Annotated in this window: 20 protein-coding genes and 1 pseudogene; 10 read left to right on the top strand and 11 right to left on the bottom strand. The window is 59.0% G+C overall.

The annotated features are described in order from the left end of the window. Positions 1 to 155: 155 nt before the first annotated feature. The gene (locus U4E84_RS01745; RefSeq protein ID WP_322530374.1) at positions 156 to 1,544 is read right to left on the bottom strand and encodes an FAD-binding oxidoreductase; all 1,389 of its coding nucleotides are present in this window, start codon (positions 1,542 to 1,544) and stop codon (positions 156 to 158) included. A gap of 197 nt (positions 1,545 to 1,741) precedes the next feature. After that, entirely contained in the window at positions 1,742 to 2,518 is a 777-nt protein-coding gene (locus tag U4E84_RS01740) for a hypothetical protein (protein WP_322530373.1), read from the bottom strand. A 207-nt stretch (positions 2,519 to 2,725) separates the two neighbouring features. Here U4E84_RS01740 and U4E84_RS01735 point away from each other — a divergent pair, with 207 nt between their 5' ends. Continuing rightward, positions 2,726 to 3,217 carry a type IV pilin N-terminal domain-containing protein gene (locus U4E84_RS01735; protein ID WP_322530372.1) on the top strand — a complete coding sequence of 164 codons (492 nt, stop codon included), beginning with the start codon at positions 2,726 to 2,728 and terminating at the stop codon, positions 3,215 to 3,217. Between the two features lie 15 nt (positions 3,218 to 3,232). Here the strand turns inward: U4E84_RS01735 and U4E84_RS18945 are convergent. The 3 genes and pseudogenes from U4E84_RS18945 to U4E84_RS01725 all read right to left on the bottom strand — a co-directional run bounded on the left by U4E84_RS18945 (position 3,233) and on the right by U4E84_RS01725 (position 5,153). Further along, positions 3,233 to 3,492 (bottom strand): annotated as a pseudogene (locus U4E84_RS18945) (hypothetical protein). A gap of 268 nt (positions 3,493 to 3,760) precedes the next feature. Continuing rightward, entirely contained in the window at positions 3,761 to 4,783 is a 1,023-nt protein-coding gene (locus U4E84_RS01730) for a site-specific integrase (protein ID WP_322530371.1), read from the bottom strand. Between the two features lie 109 nt (positions 4,784 to 4,892). Continuing rightward, positions 4,893 to 5,153: a hypothetical protein gene (locus U4E84_RS01725; RefSeq protein ID WP_322530370.1), complete on the bottom strand. Its 261-nt coding sequence runs from the start codon at positions 5,151 to 5,153 to the stop codon at positions 4,893 to 4,895. Between the two features lie 382 nt (positions 5,154 to 5,535). Here U4E84_RS01725 and U4E84_RS01720 point away from each other — a divergent pair, with 382 nt between their 5' ends. After that, entirely contained in the window at positions 5,536 to 5,787 is a 252-nt protein-coding gene (locus U4E84_RS01720) for a winged helix-turn-helix domain-containing protein (protein WP_322530369.1), read from the top strand. 222 nt (positions 5,788 to 6,009) lie between these two features. Here the strand turns inward: U4E84_RS01720 and U4E84_RS01715 are convergent, their stop codons facing one another. The 4 genes from U4E84_RS01715 to U4E84_RS01700 all read right to left on the bottom strand — a co-directional run bounded on the left by U4E84_RS01715 (position 6,010) and on the right by U4E84_RS01700 (position 8,535). Beyond that, positions 6,010 to 6,417, bottom strand: a complete 408-nt coding sequence (locus U4E84_RS01715; RefSeq protein WP_322530368.1) for a PIN domain-containing protein — start codon at positions 6,415 to 6,417, stop codon at positions 6,010 to 6,012. After that, positions 6,392 to 6,964 (bottom strand): hypothetical protein, encoded by a 573-nt coding sequence (locus U4E84_RS01710; protein ID WP_322530367.1) that lies wholly within the window; start codon positions 6,962 to 6,964, stop codon positions 6,392 to 6,394. The genes U4E84_RS01715 and U4E84_RS01710 overlap by 26 nt, the downstream gene beginning before the upstream one ends. Beyond that, on the bottom strand, positions 6,961 to 7,614 hold the full coding sequence (locus U4E84_RS01705) for a hypothetical protein (protein WP_322530366.1): 654 nt from the start codon (positions 7,612 to 7,614) through the stop codon (positions 6,961 to 6,963). Before U4E84_RS01705 ends, U4E84_RS01710 begins: the two co-directional genes overlap by 4 nt. 123 nt (positions 7,615 to 7,737) lie before the next feature. Beyond that, a complete protein-coding gene (locus tag U4E84_RS01700) occupies positions 7,738 to 8,535 on the bottom strand; it encodes a hypothetical protein (protein WP_322530365.1) in 798 nt (265 codons plus the stop codon). Between the two features lie 176 nt (positions 8,536 to 8,711). Between U4E84_RS01700 and U4E84_RS01695 the strand changes: the two genes are divergently transcribed. Next, positions 8,712 to 9,194, top strand: coding sequence for a type IV pilin N-terminal domain-containing protein (locus tag U4E84_RS01695; protein ID WP_322530364.1), 483 nt, complete (start codon positions 8,712 to 8,714; stop codon positions 9,192 to 9,194). 9 nt (positions 9,195 to 9,203) lie between these two features. On the opposite strand, the gene U4E84_RS01690 is transcribed toward U4E84_RS01695, so the two are convergent. Together U4E84_RS01690 and U4E84_RS01685 are read right to left on the bottom strand one after the other, a co-directional pair. Then, positions 9,204 to 9,464 (bottom strand): hypothetical protein, encoded by a 261-nt coding sequence (locus tag U4E84_RS01690; RefSeq protein WP_322530363.1) that lies wholly within the window; start codon positions 9,462 to 9,464, stop codon positions 9,204 to 9,206. A gap of 238 nt (positions 9,465 to 9,702) precedes the next feature. Beyond that, positions 9,703 to 9,912, bottom strand: a complete 210-nt coding sequence (locus U4E84_RS01685) for a hypothetical protein (RefSeq protein ID WP_322530362.1) — start codon at positions 9,910 to 9,912, stop codon at positions 9,703 to 9,705. Positions 9,913 to 10,025: 113 nt separating this feature from the next. Between U4E84_RS01685 and U4E84_RS01680 the strand changes: the two genes are divergently transcribed. From U4E84_RS01680 to U4E84_RS01650, 7 genes are read left to right on the top strand one after another with little or no spacing between them, the layout of a single operon-like run. Further along, positions 10,026 to 10,433 carry a hypothetical protein gene (locus tag U4E84_RS01680; protein WP_322530361.1) on the top strand — a complete coding sequence of 136 codons (408 nt, stop codon included), beginning with the start codon at positions 10,026 to 10,028 and terminating at the stop codon, positions 10,431 to 10,433. Continuing rightward, entirely contained in the window at positions 10,430 to 10,687 is a 258-nt protein-coding gene (locus tag U4E84_RS01675; RefSeq protein ID WP_322530360.1) for a DUF378 domain-containing protein, read from the top strand. The genes U4E84_RS01680 and U4E84_RS01675 overlap by 4 nt, the downstream gene beginning before the upstream one ends. Further along, positions 10,687 to 11,223: a hypothetical protein gene (locus U4E84_RS01670; RefSeq protein WP_322530359.1), complete on the top strand. Its 537-nt coding sequence runs from the start codon at positions 10,687 to 10,689 to the stop codon at positions 11,221 to 11,223. Before U4E84_RS01675 ends, U4E84_RS01670 begins: the two co-directional genes overlap by 1 nt. Continuing rightward, the gene (locus U4E84_RS01665) at positions 11,220 to 12,827 is read left to right on the top strand and encodes a hypothetical protein (protein ID WP_322530358.1); all 1,608 of its coding nucleotides are present in this window, start codon (positions 11,220 to 11,222) and stop codon (positions 12,825 to 12,827) included. The genes U4E84_RS01670 and U4E84_RS01665 overlap by 4 nt, the downstream gene beginning before the upstream one ends. Continuing rightward, complete coding sequence (locus U4E84_RS01660) at positions 12,827 to 13,015, top strand: hypothetical protein (protein WP_322530357.1); 189 nt, start codon at positions 12,827 to 12,829, stop codon at positions 13,013 to 13,015. Before U4E84_RS01665 ends, U4E84_RS01660 begins: the two co-directional genes overlap by 1 nt. Beyond that, positions 13,015 to 13,587 (top strand): hypothetical protein, encoded by a 573-nt coding sequence (locus U4E84_RS01655; protein WP_322530356.1) that lies wholly within the window; start codon positions 13,015 to 13,017, stop codon positions 13,585 to 13,587. Before U4E84_RS01660 ends, U4E84_RS01655 begins: the two co-directional genes overlap by 1 nt. After that, positions 13,584 to 14,354 carry a hypothetical protein gene (locus tag U4E84_RS01650; protein ID WP_322530355.1) on the top strand — a complete coding sequence of 257 codons (771 nt, stop codon included), beginning with the start codon at positions 13,584 to 13,586 and terminating at the stop codon, positions 14,352 to 14,354. Before U4E84_RS01655 ends, U4E84_RS01650 begins: the two co-directional genes overlap by 4 nt. The last annotated feature ends 213 nt before the right edge of the window (positions 14,355 to 14,567 follow it).

The raw sequence follows: 14,567 nt of genomic DNA, 5'->3' as shown, positions 1-14,567 counted from the left end.
CCGGCGACGAGCGCGTAGTGACACTCTCACAGTCTGAAGAGTTCAACAGAAGCAACTGTCCGATAGCGGTCACAGATTTCCTCACCGCTCGCGCGACCGAGCGCTAGTGACTGACGGTCTCTCACGTTCTCGTGGGAGAAGGGACCGAGCGCGTCCTACACATCGTCCGGGAGTACTTTCCCGGGATTGAGAATGCCGTTTGGATCGAAGGCGGACTTTATCGATCGCATCGTCGCCACCGCTGCGGGACCGTGTTCGGCGGCAAGGTACTCCCGTTTGCCGACGCCGACGCCGTGTTCGCCCGTAGCGGTGCCGCCCAGATCGATCGCGCGTCTCACGATCTTCGTCGACACGTCACGGCCCCGTTCGACCATCTCGGGATCGGCCGGATCGACCATCACGAAGTAGTGGATGTTCCCGTCGCCAGCGTGGCCGAAACAGGGTATCATAACGTCGTTGGTCACACCCAGTTCCTTGACGTAGTCGACGATCTCCGGCAACGCGCTAATCGGGACGGTGACGTCGCCCGGCGTGAGCGACGATAAGTCGGGATCGTACGGTTCGACCGCGTCAGCGAGTTCCCGCCTCGCCTCCCAGAGTTCGGACATCTTCTCGTCGCGGTCCGCGATCTCGAACGTTTCGACGTCGTGTGACTCGAATATCGTGCGACAGAACTCGACTTCCGTCCCGATGTCGTGGTCGGCGTGGAACTCGAGGAAGATCGTCGGAGAGCGGGGCAGGTCCGTGTCGAGGTTCGCGTTGGCGATCTCGACGCTCAACGAATCGATGAGCTCGATCTTTGCGACGTCGACGCCAGACCGGATGGCGTCGGAAACGGCGTCCGCGGCGTCGCCGAGCTCCGAGAACGTGGCGCGCCCGGCCCAGATCTGTTCCGGGCGTCCCGTCAACCGGAGGGTCACTCGGGTGATCACCGCGAGCGTCCCTTCGCTGCCGACGAGAAGGTCGATCAGGTTGTACCCCGACGAGGTTTTCGCGGCCCTGCTTCCGGCGGTGATCACGTCACCGTTCGGCAGAACGGCCTCGACTTCGAGGAGCCAGTCAGCGACCTCACCGTACTTCACGGTCTTCATGCCGGAGGCGTCGTTCGCGATCATCCCCCCGATCGTCGAGATCTTACCCGACGACGGGAGCGACGGCAACACCAAACCGTGGCTCTCGAGAGCCGCGTTGATGTCGTCGCCGTAGACGCCCGGACCGACGTCGATCTGAAGGTCGTGGGGGCGGATCTCGTGGATCCCGTCCATCCGCATCATGTCGAGGGCGATACCGCCTCTGACCGGCACGGGATTTCCCTCGAGACTCGTTCCCGCGGCGTACGGCGTGACCGGCACACCGCGCTCGTTAGCCCCCTCGAGGACGGCCGAGACGTCCTCCGTGCTCTCCGGCCAGACGACGACGTCCGGGTAGCTGGCGTCGTCGCGATCGGTTCCCCAGTCGACCGCGCGCTCGCGTCGATCCGCATCCGTGAACGAATACTGGTCGTCGGCCAACCGCGACTCGAGAAACTCCACCTCGTTCGACATTCTCTTACAATTGTCCGACTGATAAGTAAGTATACTGGTGGACGCCCCGCGAACGAGACGCGCCGCGTCTCGCCAACGTGGCACAGTTCTCAGAAACGGTTCGGGAGCCCCACGCGTTCGCATTCTCACTGACCCGCTACAGTGAAGCCCGACTCGGCAACTACGCAAGCGCGTTCTATCGGTCGCCCTGACCGACCCTACTCCACGCCGAGCTCGCGCACGGCGTCGGCCGAGATCGTGATTCCGGCATCCGCGGCGGTGACCGACTCGTCGAGGACGTCTTCGAGGACGTCTCCCAGTTCCTCGATGAAGGAGCTCGGACGGTCGACCTGGATGCGAGTCGTCGATTTCTCCCGGTATCTCAGCCCGCGGTGACGCACATAGATCTGCACGAACGAGCGTCGGACCGAACGCGGGACGTCCCACAGGACAGCCGGTACCCGGTCGAGCGTCGTTTTGACACCGATCGGTGCGCCCATCGTGACGAGACACCGGCCGAGCACCGTCCCGTCGCGCGTGGGAACGACTTCGGTCGCGCGGTTGGGTACGTCCGCGTTTCGCGTCGCCGTCTCGACGCCGACGCGCTCGAAGGCGCGGCGGATCTCCGCGGCCGTCACCCGCTCGCCCGGCGCCACGGCTGGGGAGTAGTGTTTGACGGCGATGCTCCCACCCGCGAGCACGTGCGCGAGCAGTTCGACGAGCGCGGCGGCGATGTCGCCGTCGGGAGACGGATTGAGCCAGCCGTGCTGCGACGCGGTGTGGACCCCGCGAGCGGGGTCGGGAACGCCGTCGTCGAGCCAGCCCCGGACGCGAGACGGTGGGAGGTCGAGCGCGCGTCCGACGCGCACCCGGCCTGCGTCCGGGTGCTCTGCGGCGTACGCGAGGACGCGTCTGTAGTCGAGCACCTTCTCCCACGGATCCGGATACACGCGATCGCTGTACGTCCGGGCGAGGGCTTGTGCCGTGGGTTGCACGAGTCTGCGTAACCCGTCAGTATGGTTAACACTATTCGCTCAATTTTCACCGCTGATATTTATGTCATTAACTACTTATGCTGGGCTTACTTCGCTTGGGACAACCAGCAGCCGATCGGAACGGATGCGGGGGTGTCTCGGGACGCCGACGGTGGCGCTCGGGGCCGCTCGACAGTTGTTCCGTCGGCGGATCGCTGGGTTCAAACAATGAAACCAAGCAACCTGTTCAACGCCGACGATCGCGCAGTGAGTCCCGTTATCGGGGTCATACTGATGGTCGCGATCACCGTGATCCTGGCTGCCGTGATCGGGACGTTCGTGCTCGGCCTGGGCGACTCGCTCGGCGACAGTCAGCCGAGTGCACAGATTAGTACAGACATTGCTAATGAGACCGATACGGTTGATGAACGCAATGTTTCCTTTGAGCACGACGGCGGTGACACGATTGACTCAGAATCCCTCCGTATTGTCGTTGAAGACGAAGACGGAAATCAATCAGATGTCTCTGACCAGTTCAGTGACCGCTTTGGAGTTGGCGACTCCGTGTCTGGTAAATTTGGAGTGACTAGTGACTCCGAGTCTACGGAAGATGTTCGGGTCCGGGTTATTCACGTGCCAAGTGACTCCGTTCTCCTAGATCGCACGATTGAGGTCGAAGGAATCAGCAAAATAGATGACGGCGATATAACCTTCGAATAACTCTCTTTCACAGGTTCACCGCAACCGGCTTTTTATTTGCGTCCCGTACTGAACCCCGAGGACTGACGTGTGACACAGTTCCTAGATAGTCACAGGATCGAACCCGTTCCGAGCGTCTCGTATATTCTCTTCACTATCTATCAGTTGCGCGAGTGCTGCGTCGATCACGACGCTTATCGGCGGATCGTCGTCAGGTCACTCGCGACGATCTCACTTGCCTGTTCGAGCTGTCGCTCGCGTTCGTCCGTGAGCTTGAGGCTGATTCGACAGCTCATTCATAACTCTCCGTATGCACGGAGATCTCGATCCCGTCGATCTCGACTGACTGACTCGATCTCGTTCTTATACACCTACCACGATAGAGACATCTATTCGTCGATGGTTACAACGGCATTAGGTGGCTGGGGAGTTCCCGGCCCCTAACACGCCACGGCCAAAGACCGTGGACGCTGTAGGTGGGCCAACACGGGTAGTGGCTGAACGATCGGCGATTCCCCTCGGTCATCGGCTCGAAATGTGTCTCGAATTTAGTCGCGTTCATGGTCAGAAATCCTCCGGTAAGTAGTCCGTCCGACGGTACATCCGCTCGCGCTTGCTCGCCTTGTCGTAGTGCGTTTCCATCGTCTTCTCGGTCATATCCACCCGATCTCCGAGGACCGCTTTCGGCGTTCCCTCGTCCAGATACGCCGTGACCGAGCCCGTCCGAATCGCGTGAGGCGACCGCGACGACGGACACGTGCTCGCCCTTCGCGCCTCGGTCGCCTCGCACTCGTCCGGATCTCGGTCGTGAGGACATTCCACCCCATACATGCAGGGCCGAGTGATCCGATACATGTCCTGCTTGACCGTTCCCAGAGCGACGCGGCCGTGCGTTGTCGTCAACAGGGGAGCCCGATCGTAGCCATCGACCACGTCCTTCCGCGGGCCGTCGATATACGCGATCAACGCGTCCCGCACCGACTCGTGAACCTGAACGTCGCGTTCGGACCACTCGCCGTTTTTCAGCGGCGTCTCACTCTCTGGTCGGTGCCGGACTTCGAGGACGGACTCCTCTCGGTCGAAGTCGCCCAGATCGAGCGCGCGAATCCCACCGCGGCGCATGGACGTTCGCCACAGCAACAGCAACTCGACGTGCTCGCGAGACGCGTACTGATACTGGTCCAGGTATTCGAGGGCGGCGTCGGCCGCGGCCTTTTCTAACAGCTCGTCGTTCGACTGCTCCGACTTCGGGACCGACGGAAGGATGATCTTCTCGTGAAGGCCCTCCTCGACTGCTTCGATGTTCGCACAAACGCGGAGGAACTGGCGGATCGTCGAAAGTTGCCCCTGTAGTGAGATAGTCTTGAGCCCGTCCTCCTCACGACGTTTGATCCGATAGTTGTGGAGATCGAGTCCGTCGAGTTCCGACATACTCCGGATCCCATTCTCTTCGCACCATTCGACGAACTGATCGACGCGGTACCGGTGTGATTTCAGCGTCGACGTGCTCACCTCCTCGCGTCGCTGGTCGAGATACAGATCCCGCGCGATTTCCGGAGGGATCTCCTGTAGATCATTGTCGCTCACTCCGATCCCTCTGATTCGTCGTTCACGTCGGGATCCTCCTCGAGATCCTCGTCGTCGTACATCGCGAGTTGCTCCGCGATACGGCTCGCGTGGGCGTTGTCGTCGTCGCTCACGCGGACTCCTCCTCCTCGTCGAGATCGCGGTCGTAGGGGCCGACGGGAGTCACGAGCCGCACGCGGTCGCGGGTGAGTTCCGCTCCGGTCTTCTTGTCGAGCAGCTCGTGAAACACGCCGTCGGGCTCGTCGCTCGCTGCGCACAGTTGACACCAAAAGTGGTGGTTCGTGGGCTCCCACGAGCGGTGCCCGCGGGGACACACGAACCGCCACCTGTCCTGCCGGTCTTCGATCCGCACTACTTCTTTCGGGACCATCGCCTCACACCGACGAATGGGGTTATAAAAACTGAAATCCAGATGTGTGGACTGAAAGTAAAAGTAGTCGTGGCAGGTGCTTGTGTTACGGTACCTCGATCGATCGGGGAGTTCATGCCCCGGTGCGTTGTCGTCGAACATGGCTTTCGTGCCCTATCACGGAAGCCCACGCGGACCCGCTGTCTCCAGCAGCGGGGTCCGCTTTTGCGAACGACGGGACCCATCTGAGAGCGACGGGTCCGCGAGAGCGCTTCCGTTGGATGCTCCGAAGAACACTGACGACTTAACTTTAACCCATCAAATCGTATAGTATCCAACACGGTATGATATTCGAACCGAACCGAACCGGTATCTGTTATATGAATCCGTACGAGGCGAGAGTATGCGTCCTCGGGTGGAGTGGATGAACCAGACCGACGATCGGGTCCTCGAACTCCTCGCGGAGTCGGATCTCATCCTCACGCCCGCCGTGATCGCGAAGAACCTCGAATACACCCGCAACTGGGTCTCTCGTCGGATCGGGAAGCTAGACGACGCCGGGCTCGTCGAACAAGTCGATTCGGGATACTACCGGATCAGCGACCGCGGCCGAGCATATCTCGGTGGCGAACTTGATGCCGAGAATCTGGAATAAAGTGCTGTGGTACCGTTGAAATCATCTTGGGGTGATACTTTTCTATCGTCTTGCTGAATACAACGCGCATATCGATCAACGTTGACCCAGGGTGGTACCCCTGAGACCGGTTGTAAAGGTACTGAACTAATGTAGGCGATTTGCAGGAAGCGAAGAAAACAGTCCTAAGAGTCTCCGGAGAACGTTCGACTCATCCGGTAATCCAGAGGCAATATAAGAGGCCTATTTTCTAGGAGGCTTGATAACATTGAGGCCGGGGACTCTCTCGAAATGCTTTTTGTTATCTGTAACTACAGTCGCCCCGAGGCATTTTGCGACTCCTGCAATCAAAACATCAGGAGCACCAATCTTTTGTCCGCCATCAATCAAGTGAGCCCGAATTTCCGCTGCGATGATTGCTTCTCTGTCTTCAAAACTCTGGTCCTTGAACGATTTTAACGCATTTTGACTTTTTTTCAAATTCCTGGTACCACCAGTCTGGAATGCCGGCACGTATGCCTCATACCGAACAAGAGACGGAACATAGAATTCGGAATTACTGGAGTGATTTTGCAGAAATCTCTTTGTATATTGCTTTCCAGCTAAATAATCGCTGACGAAGGTATTATCTAGGCAAAATTTCTTCGTCATCCCACTCCTCCCTGAGATTTTGTCTTTCTTCTTTCATTTTTTCGGGAATTTCTGTATCAGCCAGAGCACCGAATCCCGACAGAAGGTCATTTTCTCTCTCCTTGTCCTCTTCAGTCCACCACATGAACACTTCTCCAGATTTCCTATTATCAACTTCTCCTCTTTGTTTCAACTCAGCTAACCGATAGGCGATTAACTCTTTTGAAGCGGAGAACCAACTTGCAATCTCCTCTGTGGTAAAAGCAGGCCCATCTCGATCCTTTAACTCTTTCAGGATCGTGGTGATTGTTGGACCTTCTATGTCTTTGCTATTCTCGGGGAATTCATGTGGGTAACTGTGAGATTCTTTCTGTGCATGAATAGAAATAACAGTATCACCTGTAACTTTCTGTTTCCATAATACATCATCGTAGGCAATTTCACTCCAAGACTCCTCATCTTTAGTATATTCCAATTCCTCTTTCAGGTTCTGACGGAGTTCCTCAAATTCCTCCGCTTCCTTATCCTCAGGACCTACAGCCCAGTCATACGTTTTCTTTGGATTCACAGCAGCTCCTCCGTGTAAATTTTGAATTTATTTACCCAATCTTCTACGAGATTATCATAAGTATCCTTGTCAAAATGCTCTATATTCTCAACGTGGAGTTGAGATTCTGGGACAATTTCGTTTCTGACTTCCTCCTCGTAATCATTCAGAGAAGGCTTCGAGTAGTTAGATTGGCAGGATATCATTACGTTTTCCCCAGTTGCGAGCTTAAAACCTTTTAGCGTGAATTTATCGCTGTGATTCGCTTCAAATTGAAGATCTGAGACATCGGCGTCAATTGTGGCATTCATTGAAAAATCTCTAATGTGGAGCTCAACCACATCTAGCAAGGACTCCAATATTGATTCCATCGTTTCTATATGTTCTTTTTTAACAACTACCATTACCCGAAGATCGGACTCGTATACATCAAATCTAATCCGGCTACCTATAGATTCTTCTTCGTCTTCACCTTGATCCGGTTTCTTTGTGGAATATAAGATAGCACTCTCATCCAAGTCTTCTTCAATATTAATGGTGGAATTGCTGAATTCCGATGGAAGGTCTAAATTTCGATAGTCTTCAAGCAATTCACGAATGGAACTCTCTTCGAGAGCTACCGTCGTCGCCAAACAGTGGACTGAAGCAATATTGTAATCCATTTTTCCCATGAAAGTCCCTTCGGGAGGGTAATACCGCCTGCTAAATACAATTTTCTATCATATTCGGTACTATTTTTTTATAGTTGGTCCCCCTTGCTGACTACAAGCTCTGTATTCAGCACGCAGATCGCATCAGGAGAGGTGGATTTCACTTGAACCGGGGTAGAGCACACGGGCCGCATCCGCCGAGATCGTCACGCTGTGGTCGCTCGCCGTCACCGACTCACCAGTCACGTCTGCGAGTAGATCGCGGATTCCTTTCAGGTACGTGAGCGAACGGTCTTCTGGAATAGCCATCGTCCGCTTGTCTGCGAACTGGGTCGCCCGGTGGGCGACGTAGATTCGAGCGAACGACTCGCGAACAGCCTTCGGCACTTCCCAGACGACCGACGGGAACTCGTCCGCATACACTTTCTCGCCAGCTGGTGCACCCATTGCGACGAGGCACCGACCGAGGACTGACGCATCGGCCGTGGGAAGGACCTCGGTTGCACGGCCGTCGGTATCGCTGTGACGAATAACCGTGTCAACGCCGACCCGCTCGAAAGCGGCACGCACGTCGTCGCGATCGATGCGGCGACCGGTGGTCACCGCGGGAACGAGTGTCTGGTGCGTGATGCTCCCACCAGCCAGGACGTGCGCGAGCAGCTCGACGAGCGCGGCGGCGATGTCGCTGTTTGGGTCGGGATCCAGCCATCCGTGGGTGATCGCAGTTTGAATCCCGCGAACGGGGTCTGGCATCCCGCCGTTGATCCATCCACGAACACGACTCGGTGGGAGGTCGAGGGCGTTCCCCACACGCGTTCGGCCGTGTTTCGGGTGCTCGGCTGCGTATGCCTGCACGCGCCGGTAGTCGAGGACCTTCTCCCACGGATCTGGGTACACTCGATCGCTGTAGGTTCGAGCGAGGCCCTGGGCCGTGGGTTCCATATCCAACCAATTGAACGATTCGGGTTTGAACGTGCCGGAGTAATTTTCAAAGCTGATATCCTAACCAGAAAGTTCTTATGTGCGATTAAGCTCTGCTTATACAGCCAGCAGTCCGACTGACGCGTCCCGAAAACGAATTTCGAGATCGCGCCCGTCGGCTCCCGCTGGGTTCAACTATGAAACCACGCAACCTGTTCAAAACCGACGACCGCGCCGTGAGTCCTGTGATAGGGGTTATACTCATGGTCGCAATAACCGTGATTCTGGCGGCCGTGATCGGGACGTTCGTGCTCGGCCTGGGCGACTCGCTCGGCGACAGTCAACCGAGTGCGCAGCTCAGCGCTGACATTGACTATGACAATGACAATATTAGCATAGAGCATGGCGGTGGTGACACCATTGATACTGATCAACTACGCGTAATCGTGAACCACGATGGTGATCGTTATGAGTCCGACGGGACATACGGTGAGAGACTCTCTGTTGGTGATCAGTTTGTTGGAGAGGTTGGAGAATCTAACACAACATCTGCACAATCGGGTGAAGATGTTCGAATTCGAGTCATCCATGAAGGTAGTGAGTCTACCTTGCTTGATCGCACAATCGAAGTGACTGATGAGCTCGAACTTGTCGATAGCTTCAACCTGACCGAAGCGTAATAACTAACGCTATCGCCATCTGCTTTTTACACGAGTCCGGTATTCTAGCCCGATAACTGACGTATTACAGAGCTGCTGTACTGTCTCGGGGTCGTACTCGCCCCGGCCGTTTCGGATGTTCTCCTCGCTCTCGATAAGATGTGCGAGGGCCGCGTCAATCACGACACTCATCGGCGGGTCGTCGTCGGGACCACTCGCGACGATCTCGCTTGCCCGTTTGAGATGTCGCTCACGTTCGTCGGTGAGCTTGAGGCTGGTTCGACGGCTCATTCATAACCCTCCGTATGCACGGGGGTCGCGATCCCGTCGATCTCGACTGGCTGACTCGGCTCCGCTCTTATACTCCCTCCGTCGACGGCGTTGGACCGCATCGGACGACTCGCGGATCCATCCAATTTGATGCACCTTCCGCGCCCGCAACCCACTGCGAAGTGCATAGATCGGGGATAGTGAATACATCTGCATGGAGACCCACGGGGTCGGTCCGAGATCCCCTCTCCAGCGGGTTTCACGCTCGCCCCACGAGCTCGATCAACGACGGGACTTCTCCGTTTTCGGGGAACCGCACCAGGTACGCGCGCTCGCCGACGCGCTGCGTGTGCGCGTCGGCCTCCTTGATCGATCCGTCTTCGGCGACTAATCCGTCTAGCTGCAGGTGCTGTTTGTCGATCGTCACGGTTCCGCTTCCGTCGCGGTCGACGAGGCTTTTGAAGCTCATCGACCCCTGCGGGCACGGTGGTTCACTTAAAGATACCTCACGGTGACACGTGACGGCGCCACGCCGTACTGAATACGCGATTATATGGGGGTCACCGTGACCGCCGCAATCGCATGGCGAAAATGGAAATGGACGCTATCGACGCATCGCTACTCGTCGTTGGTCTCGCGAGCGCCTTCATGCTCGTCGAGATTGCGACGTTCAACCTCTTCGACGTCGGCTTCGGGGACACGCTGTTTTCCCTCTCCGGCATCGACCTCTCGACCGCCTGGGTGCTCGGCTACGGCGCGATCGCCGGCACCATCATCACAAACGAAAACACCGAGTGGGCGACACTCAGCGACGACATTCAGGGGCTACAGGGCTACTACCTCGCCGCTGCGGTGGGCACGCTGCTGCTCCCGCTCGCGTTCGTCGTCTTCCCTGAGGTGGGCGACTTCTTCGTCTCGGAAGACCTGTGGGGCGTGCTCTACGTCGTCGCGGTCACTACTGGGCAGTTCGCGCTCGGGTGGATGCTATGAGTTCGATCTGGGACGGGGAGGACACGCTCGCCGGCGTGATCTGGATCCTCACCTCGATCGGCGCGATCAACTGGGGGCTCGACGAGTTCGCCGACTACAACGCCGTCGCCGAGATCGGGACCGCGCTCGGCGAGCCGGTCGTCGAGACCGCGCTTTACGCCGTCGTCGCCGTCGCCGGCGCGATCACTCTCGCCGACCACCTCGGCGTCTACGACGTCCCGGACGTCGTCGACCAGATTCGGGGGTCTGACTGATGTTCGACCGCAACACAACCGCCGGGCTCGTCGTCGCGCTCGTGGCGATCGTCGGCGTCGGGCTCGCGGTCGCGGCCGGTGGCGCCGTCGCACAAGACGGCTCGGGCGAGCTCCTCAACGAGACTGCCGACGTCACGAACGACACCGAGAGCGTCTACCTCGACGTCGTGGGGAACGACTCGATGGACAGCGACGGGCCGGTCAACGTGACCGTGACCCTGACCGGGCTCGAAGAGGACCAGGATCTCACCAACGGGACCGAGCTCGACGAGTCGGACCTCTCGATCGACGAGGGCGCGACCGAGTCGTACGACTACGAGCTCAACGACTCGGAGCGGGAGGACTACGACGAGCTCGCGATCGTCGTCGACACCAAGGACGACGAGGAGCTCGTCAATTCGACCGACTGGGGGACGCTGCAACAGGTCTCCGGCGGCGGTGGCGGCGGTGGCCTCGACGTGCCGGGTGGCTCGACCGGGGTGATCGTCCTGGTGGTGGTCGTGCTCGGCGCCGCGTTCCTCACGAGGGACGAATGACCGCAACACAACCAGACAGGTCCGAGCGGCCGATCTCCCGTCGCGGGCTCATGCGGGCGACCGCGATCGGCATCGGCGCGAGCGCCGGCGTCGGCGCGATCGGCTCGACGCCGGCCGCGGCCCAGGACGGCGAAGACATCAAAGAAGGCGCTTACACCGCCGGCGCGTACCTGCTCGGTGGGCCGGCGGCCGGGGCGGTCGTCGCGTACGGCTACATCGTCGACGGCCCTGACGACTCCGAAGTCTCTGACGCACAAGACTGGGAGCAGCACGTCGACGAGTTCAATCGCGCTCAAGAGGACGAGCTGACGCTAGAGCAAACGCTCGCCTCTCTCGAACGCGACATACAACTCGTCGAGAACAAAGCTCGCGAAGAAGCGATCTTCAAGATTTACGAACAGGCCGTTGACTCCGGCTCTGAGTCAGATGCTGAAGGCGCCGCCGAGGACGCGATCGCAGATGCGTACGCCACCGTCGAAAAAGCAATCTTGGATTCGGTCACTCTCCGCAATTCCCGATTCAAGACGCTTCTGGAAACCTACGGCGGTCAATCAAGCGAAGACATATTCGAACAAGATACGTCGCAGGATGGCACTACGACCCTCGCCATGCACACCGCTGGCGACATATCAACTGAGGAAACGGAACTCGTCGACGGGGAAACCTACGAATACGTCGGCGGGGATGAGCAAACCGAATCCGGATCGAACAATACGGATATTACCTACACTACTGACCCTGTCACGTGGCAGGAGGGCTTAGATCACTCTGGCCCGGATAACTTCGTCGACCGTTTCTACGTCACGAAACCCGATCCGGCCGACTACGACTCTGTCGACGATGATGACGCGCTCGAAACCGACGACTCACGGGCGGCCCTAATGGAAACCGACCGCTGGCACTACCTGCTGGTCGATCTGTGGGACGCCTACGACGCCGTCATAGACGAGGTGCCGGACATGATAGACTCATACTACCAGCCCGCCGCTGACGGGGAGATCGACCTGACGGACATACAGGGACCGGCCTACCTCACCGACACGGCGGAGAACGCGGAGAACTTTCAGGAGGCGGCGCTGGCGCTCCGCGCGATGGGGTTCGCGCTCGCGGATGAAGCGTCGATCGTCTCCGTCGAAGTCGACGGCGAAACGTCGGAGTTCGAGGGGCGGCTCGGTCAGTCAGTAGACGATCCGAACCCGCTCCCGGTCGGAAGCGAAATAGATCCGGACAACGTGCCCGGATCGATTTACGGCGCGTTCAATCAGGAGAACGACGACGGCGAGACGACCGGCGAGATCGTCGAGATCACCGAGCCGTTCACGATCGAAGAGGCGGAGGACGGCTCCGACGAGATCACCTTTGAGAACAGGGAACTCGCGACCTCAGACAGCGACTTGAGCGCCGAGGAGGTGCAAGAGCTCTTCGCGGAGAACTACGAGGAACGAGAGAACGCACGGGACGCCGTGTATGAGAGCGCGACAAGCGGCGGCGGTGGCGGTGGGTTCCTGGAGAATTCCGATCAGGACTGGGGAGTCATCGCGGTCGGCGCCGGCGTCGCCGCGCTCGGGTGGGGCTACATCTCGGACAGTTCGGGGAGTTCCTAATGGCGACCACGCCGATCGGGGTCGCGTTCAGCGCGATCACCCGGACCGTCGCCTCACTCGCGCCGCTCGGGCAGCTCCTCTTTTGGGGCGTCGTCGTATTCGCCGGCGCCGCCGCGCTCGGATACGACCCGATCGGCATCGTGGAGTCGTGGGTTCGATCGTACGTCCGCGGCGTCGTGGGGGTCTAATGCGTCGAATCACCGTTTTTTGTGTTGCGGTCACAGTCGTCGCTTGTGTTGCGGTCGGCGGCGCCGCCGCCCAGGAGAACGACAGCGATCCCGGCGTCGAGACGAACACGTCGATCGACGTCGGCGAGCCCGAGAGCTATGCCCAGGAGATCGACTCCGAGACGCGACTCGTCTCGTGGGAGTACGACGACGAGCGCGGCGGCTTCGAGCTCCTCTTTGAAACCGACTCGTCGACGCGCGTCACCCTCACCGAGGCCGTGCAGTTCAGCGAGGGCGCCGGTGGCGGTCGTATCTACGAGCAGCGGCTCCCGGAGGGACAGACCGAGGTGTTCGTCGCGGTGCCGATGCGAGCCGGGCAGGCCGCGCTCACCATGACGACGCCGGCGAGCATCGACTCTAATCGCTTTTCGTACGTCTCGACTGGACAGACCTCTCCGGACCGTCCTCCGATCAGCTACGAACGGGCGCAGCTCCTCATCATCCTCTCCGGGTTCGGCGGCGCCGGGCTCACGTACCGAGTTGTTCGAGACCGTCGCGAGGACGAGGAGAAGAGCGTCGAGAGGGTGCTATGAATCCGGTCGAGGCGGCCCGCGATCGGCCGCTCCTCGCCGGCGGGCTTGTGTTGCTGTTCGTCGGCGGCGCCGAGACAGGCCGGTATCCCTACCCGTGGGAGATCGACGGCGCCGGCGTCGTCATCACCGCCGCGATCGCGATCGTGGTCGCGGGGTACATCGCCGGTGGGTACGTCGCCGATCTGCTCCCCGACGACGAGGGGATCTATCTCGTCGCGTTCGACGCGAGCGACGACACCGGCGGCGCCGTCTACGAGCTCAGCGAAGACCAGTTCGACGCGATGGACGTCCACGCCGGGACGCTCTTCGAGTGGCCCGTCGCAAAGCGCGTGTACGAGTGCCGCGAGTACCGACCCGAGGAGAACGTCGCCGTCGCGAACTGGCGGGAGTCCGTCGCCGGGTCGGAGCTCGCAGGCGACGTCCAGGTCGTCGACGCGTTCGACGCGATCGCCGAGCTCCGCGACGAGTTCGAACCCGAAGCGCGGAAGGCGCGGCACCTGAAGCGTCGACTCCGGACGATCGCCCGAACGATCGACCGGCGCCGGCTCGAAGACATGGAGTCGATCCTCGACCCGACGCTCACCCCAACGTTCGAGGACGACAACGCGACCATCTCGTCGATCCTCGAAAACGAGCTACCGGACGACCTGAAGCCTGAAACCATGAAAGGAGACGATATCGACACCGAGACGAACGGACACGGAGACACGATCAATTTCGAGCTGCTCGACGAGACCGAGGCACTAGAGGTGGACGATGATCGGTAAGCAACCAACCTACACCCTCGGGCCGTCGGATGAGACAGATAAAGAAGTTTTCGCGAGGGCGCTTCTGAATTTCTTACTGATAGTTATCGGAGTGGGAATCGCTAATCAGACACCGGATAGATCTTTCGTCAACGGTATATTTGCTCTATTGGCATTTATCGCGCTTCTTCACGGATGTGCGTGGATTATAGAATCTTGGAATAGAGCGTTACT

This window comes from Halorubrum sp. AD140, assembly GCF_034497445.1.
In the GTDB taxonomy this organism is placed as follows: domain Archaea; phylum Halobacteriota; class Halobacteria; order Halobacteriales; family Haloferacaceae; genus Halorubrum.
The sequence above is the reverse complement of the archived record's forward strand: the minus strand, read 5'-3'. Positions and strand labels throughout refer to the sequence as shown.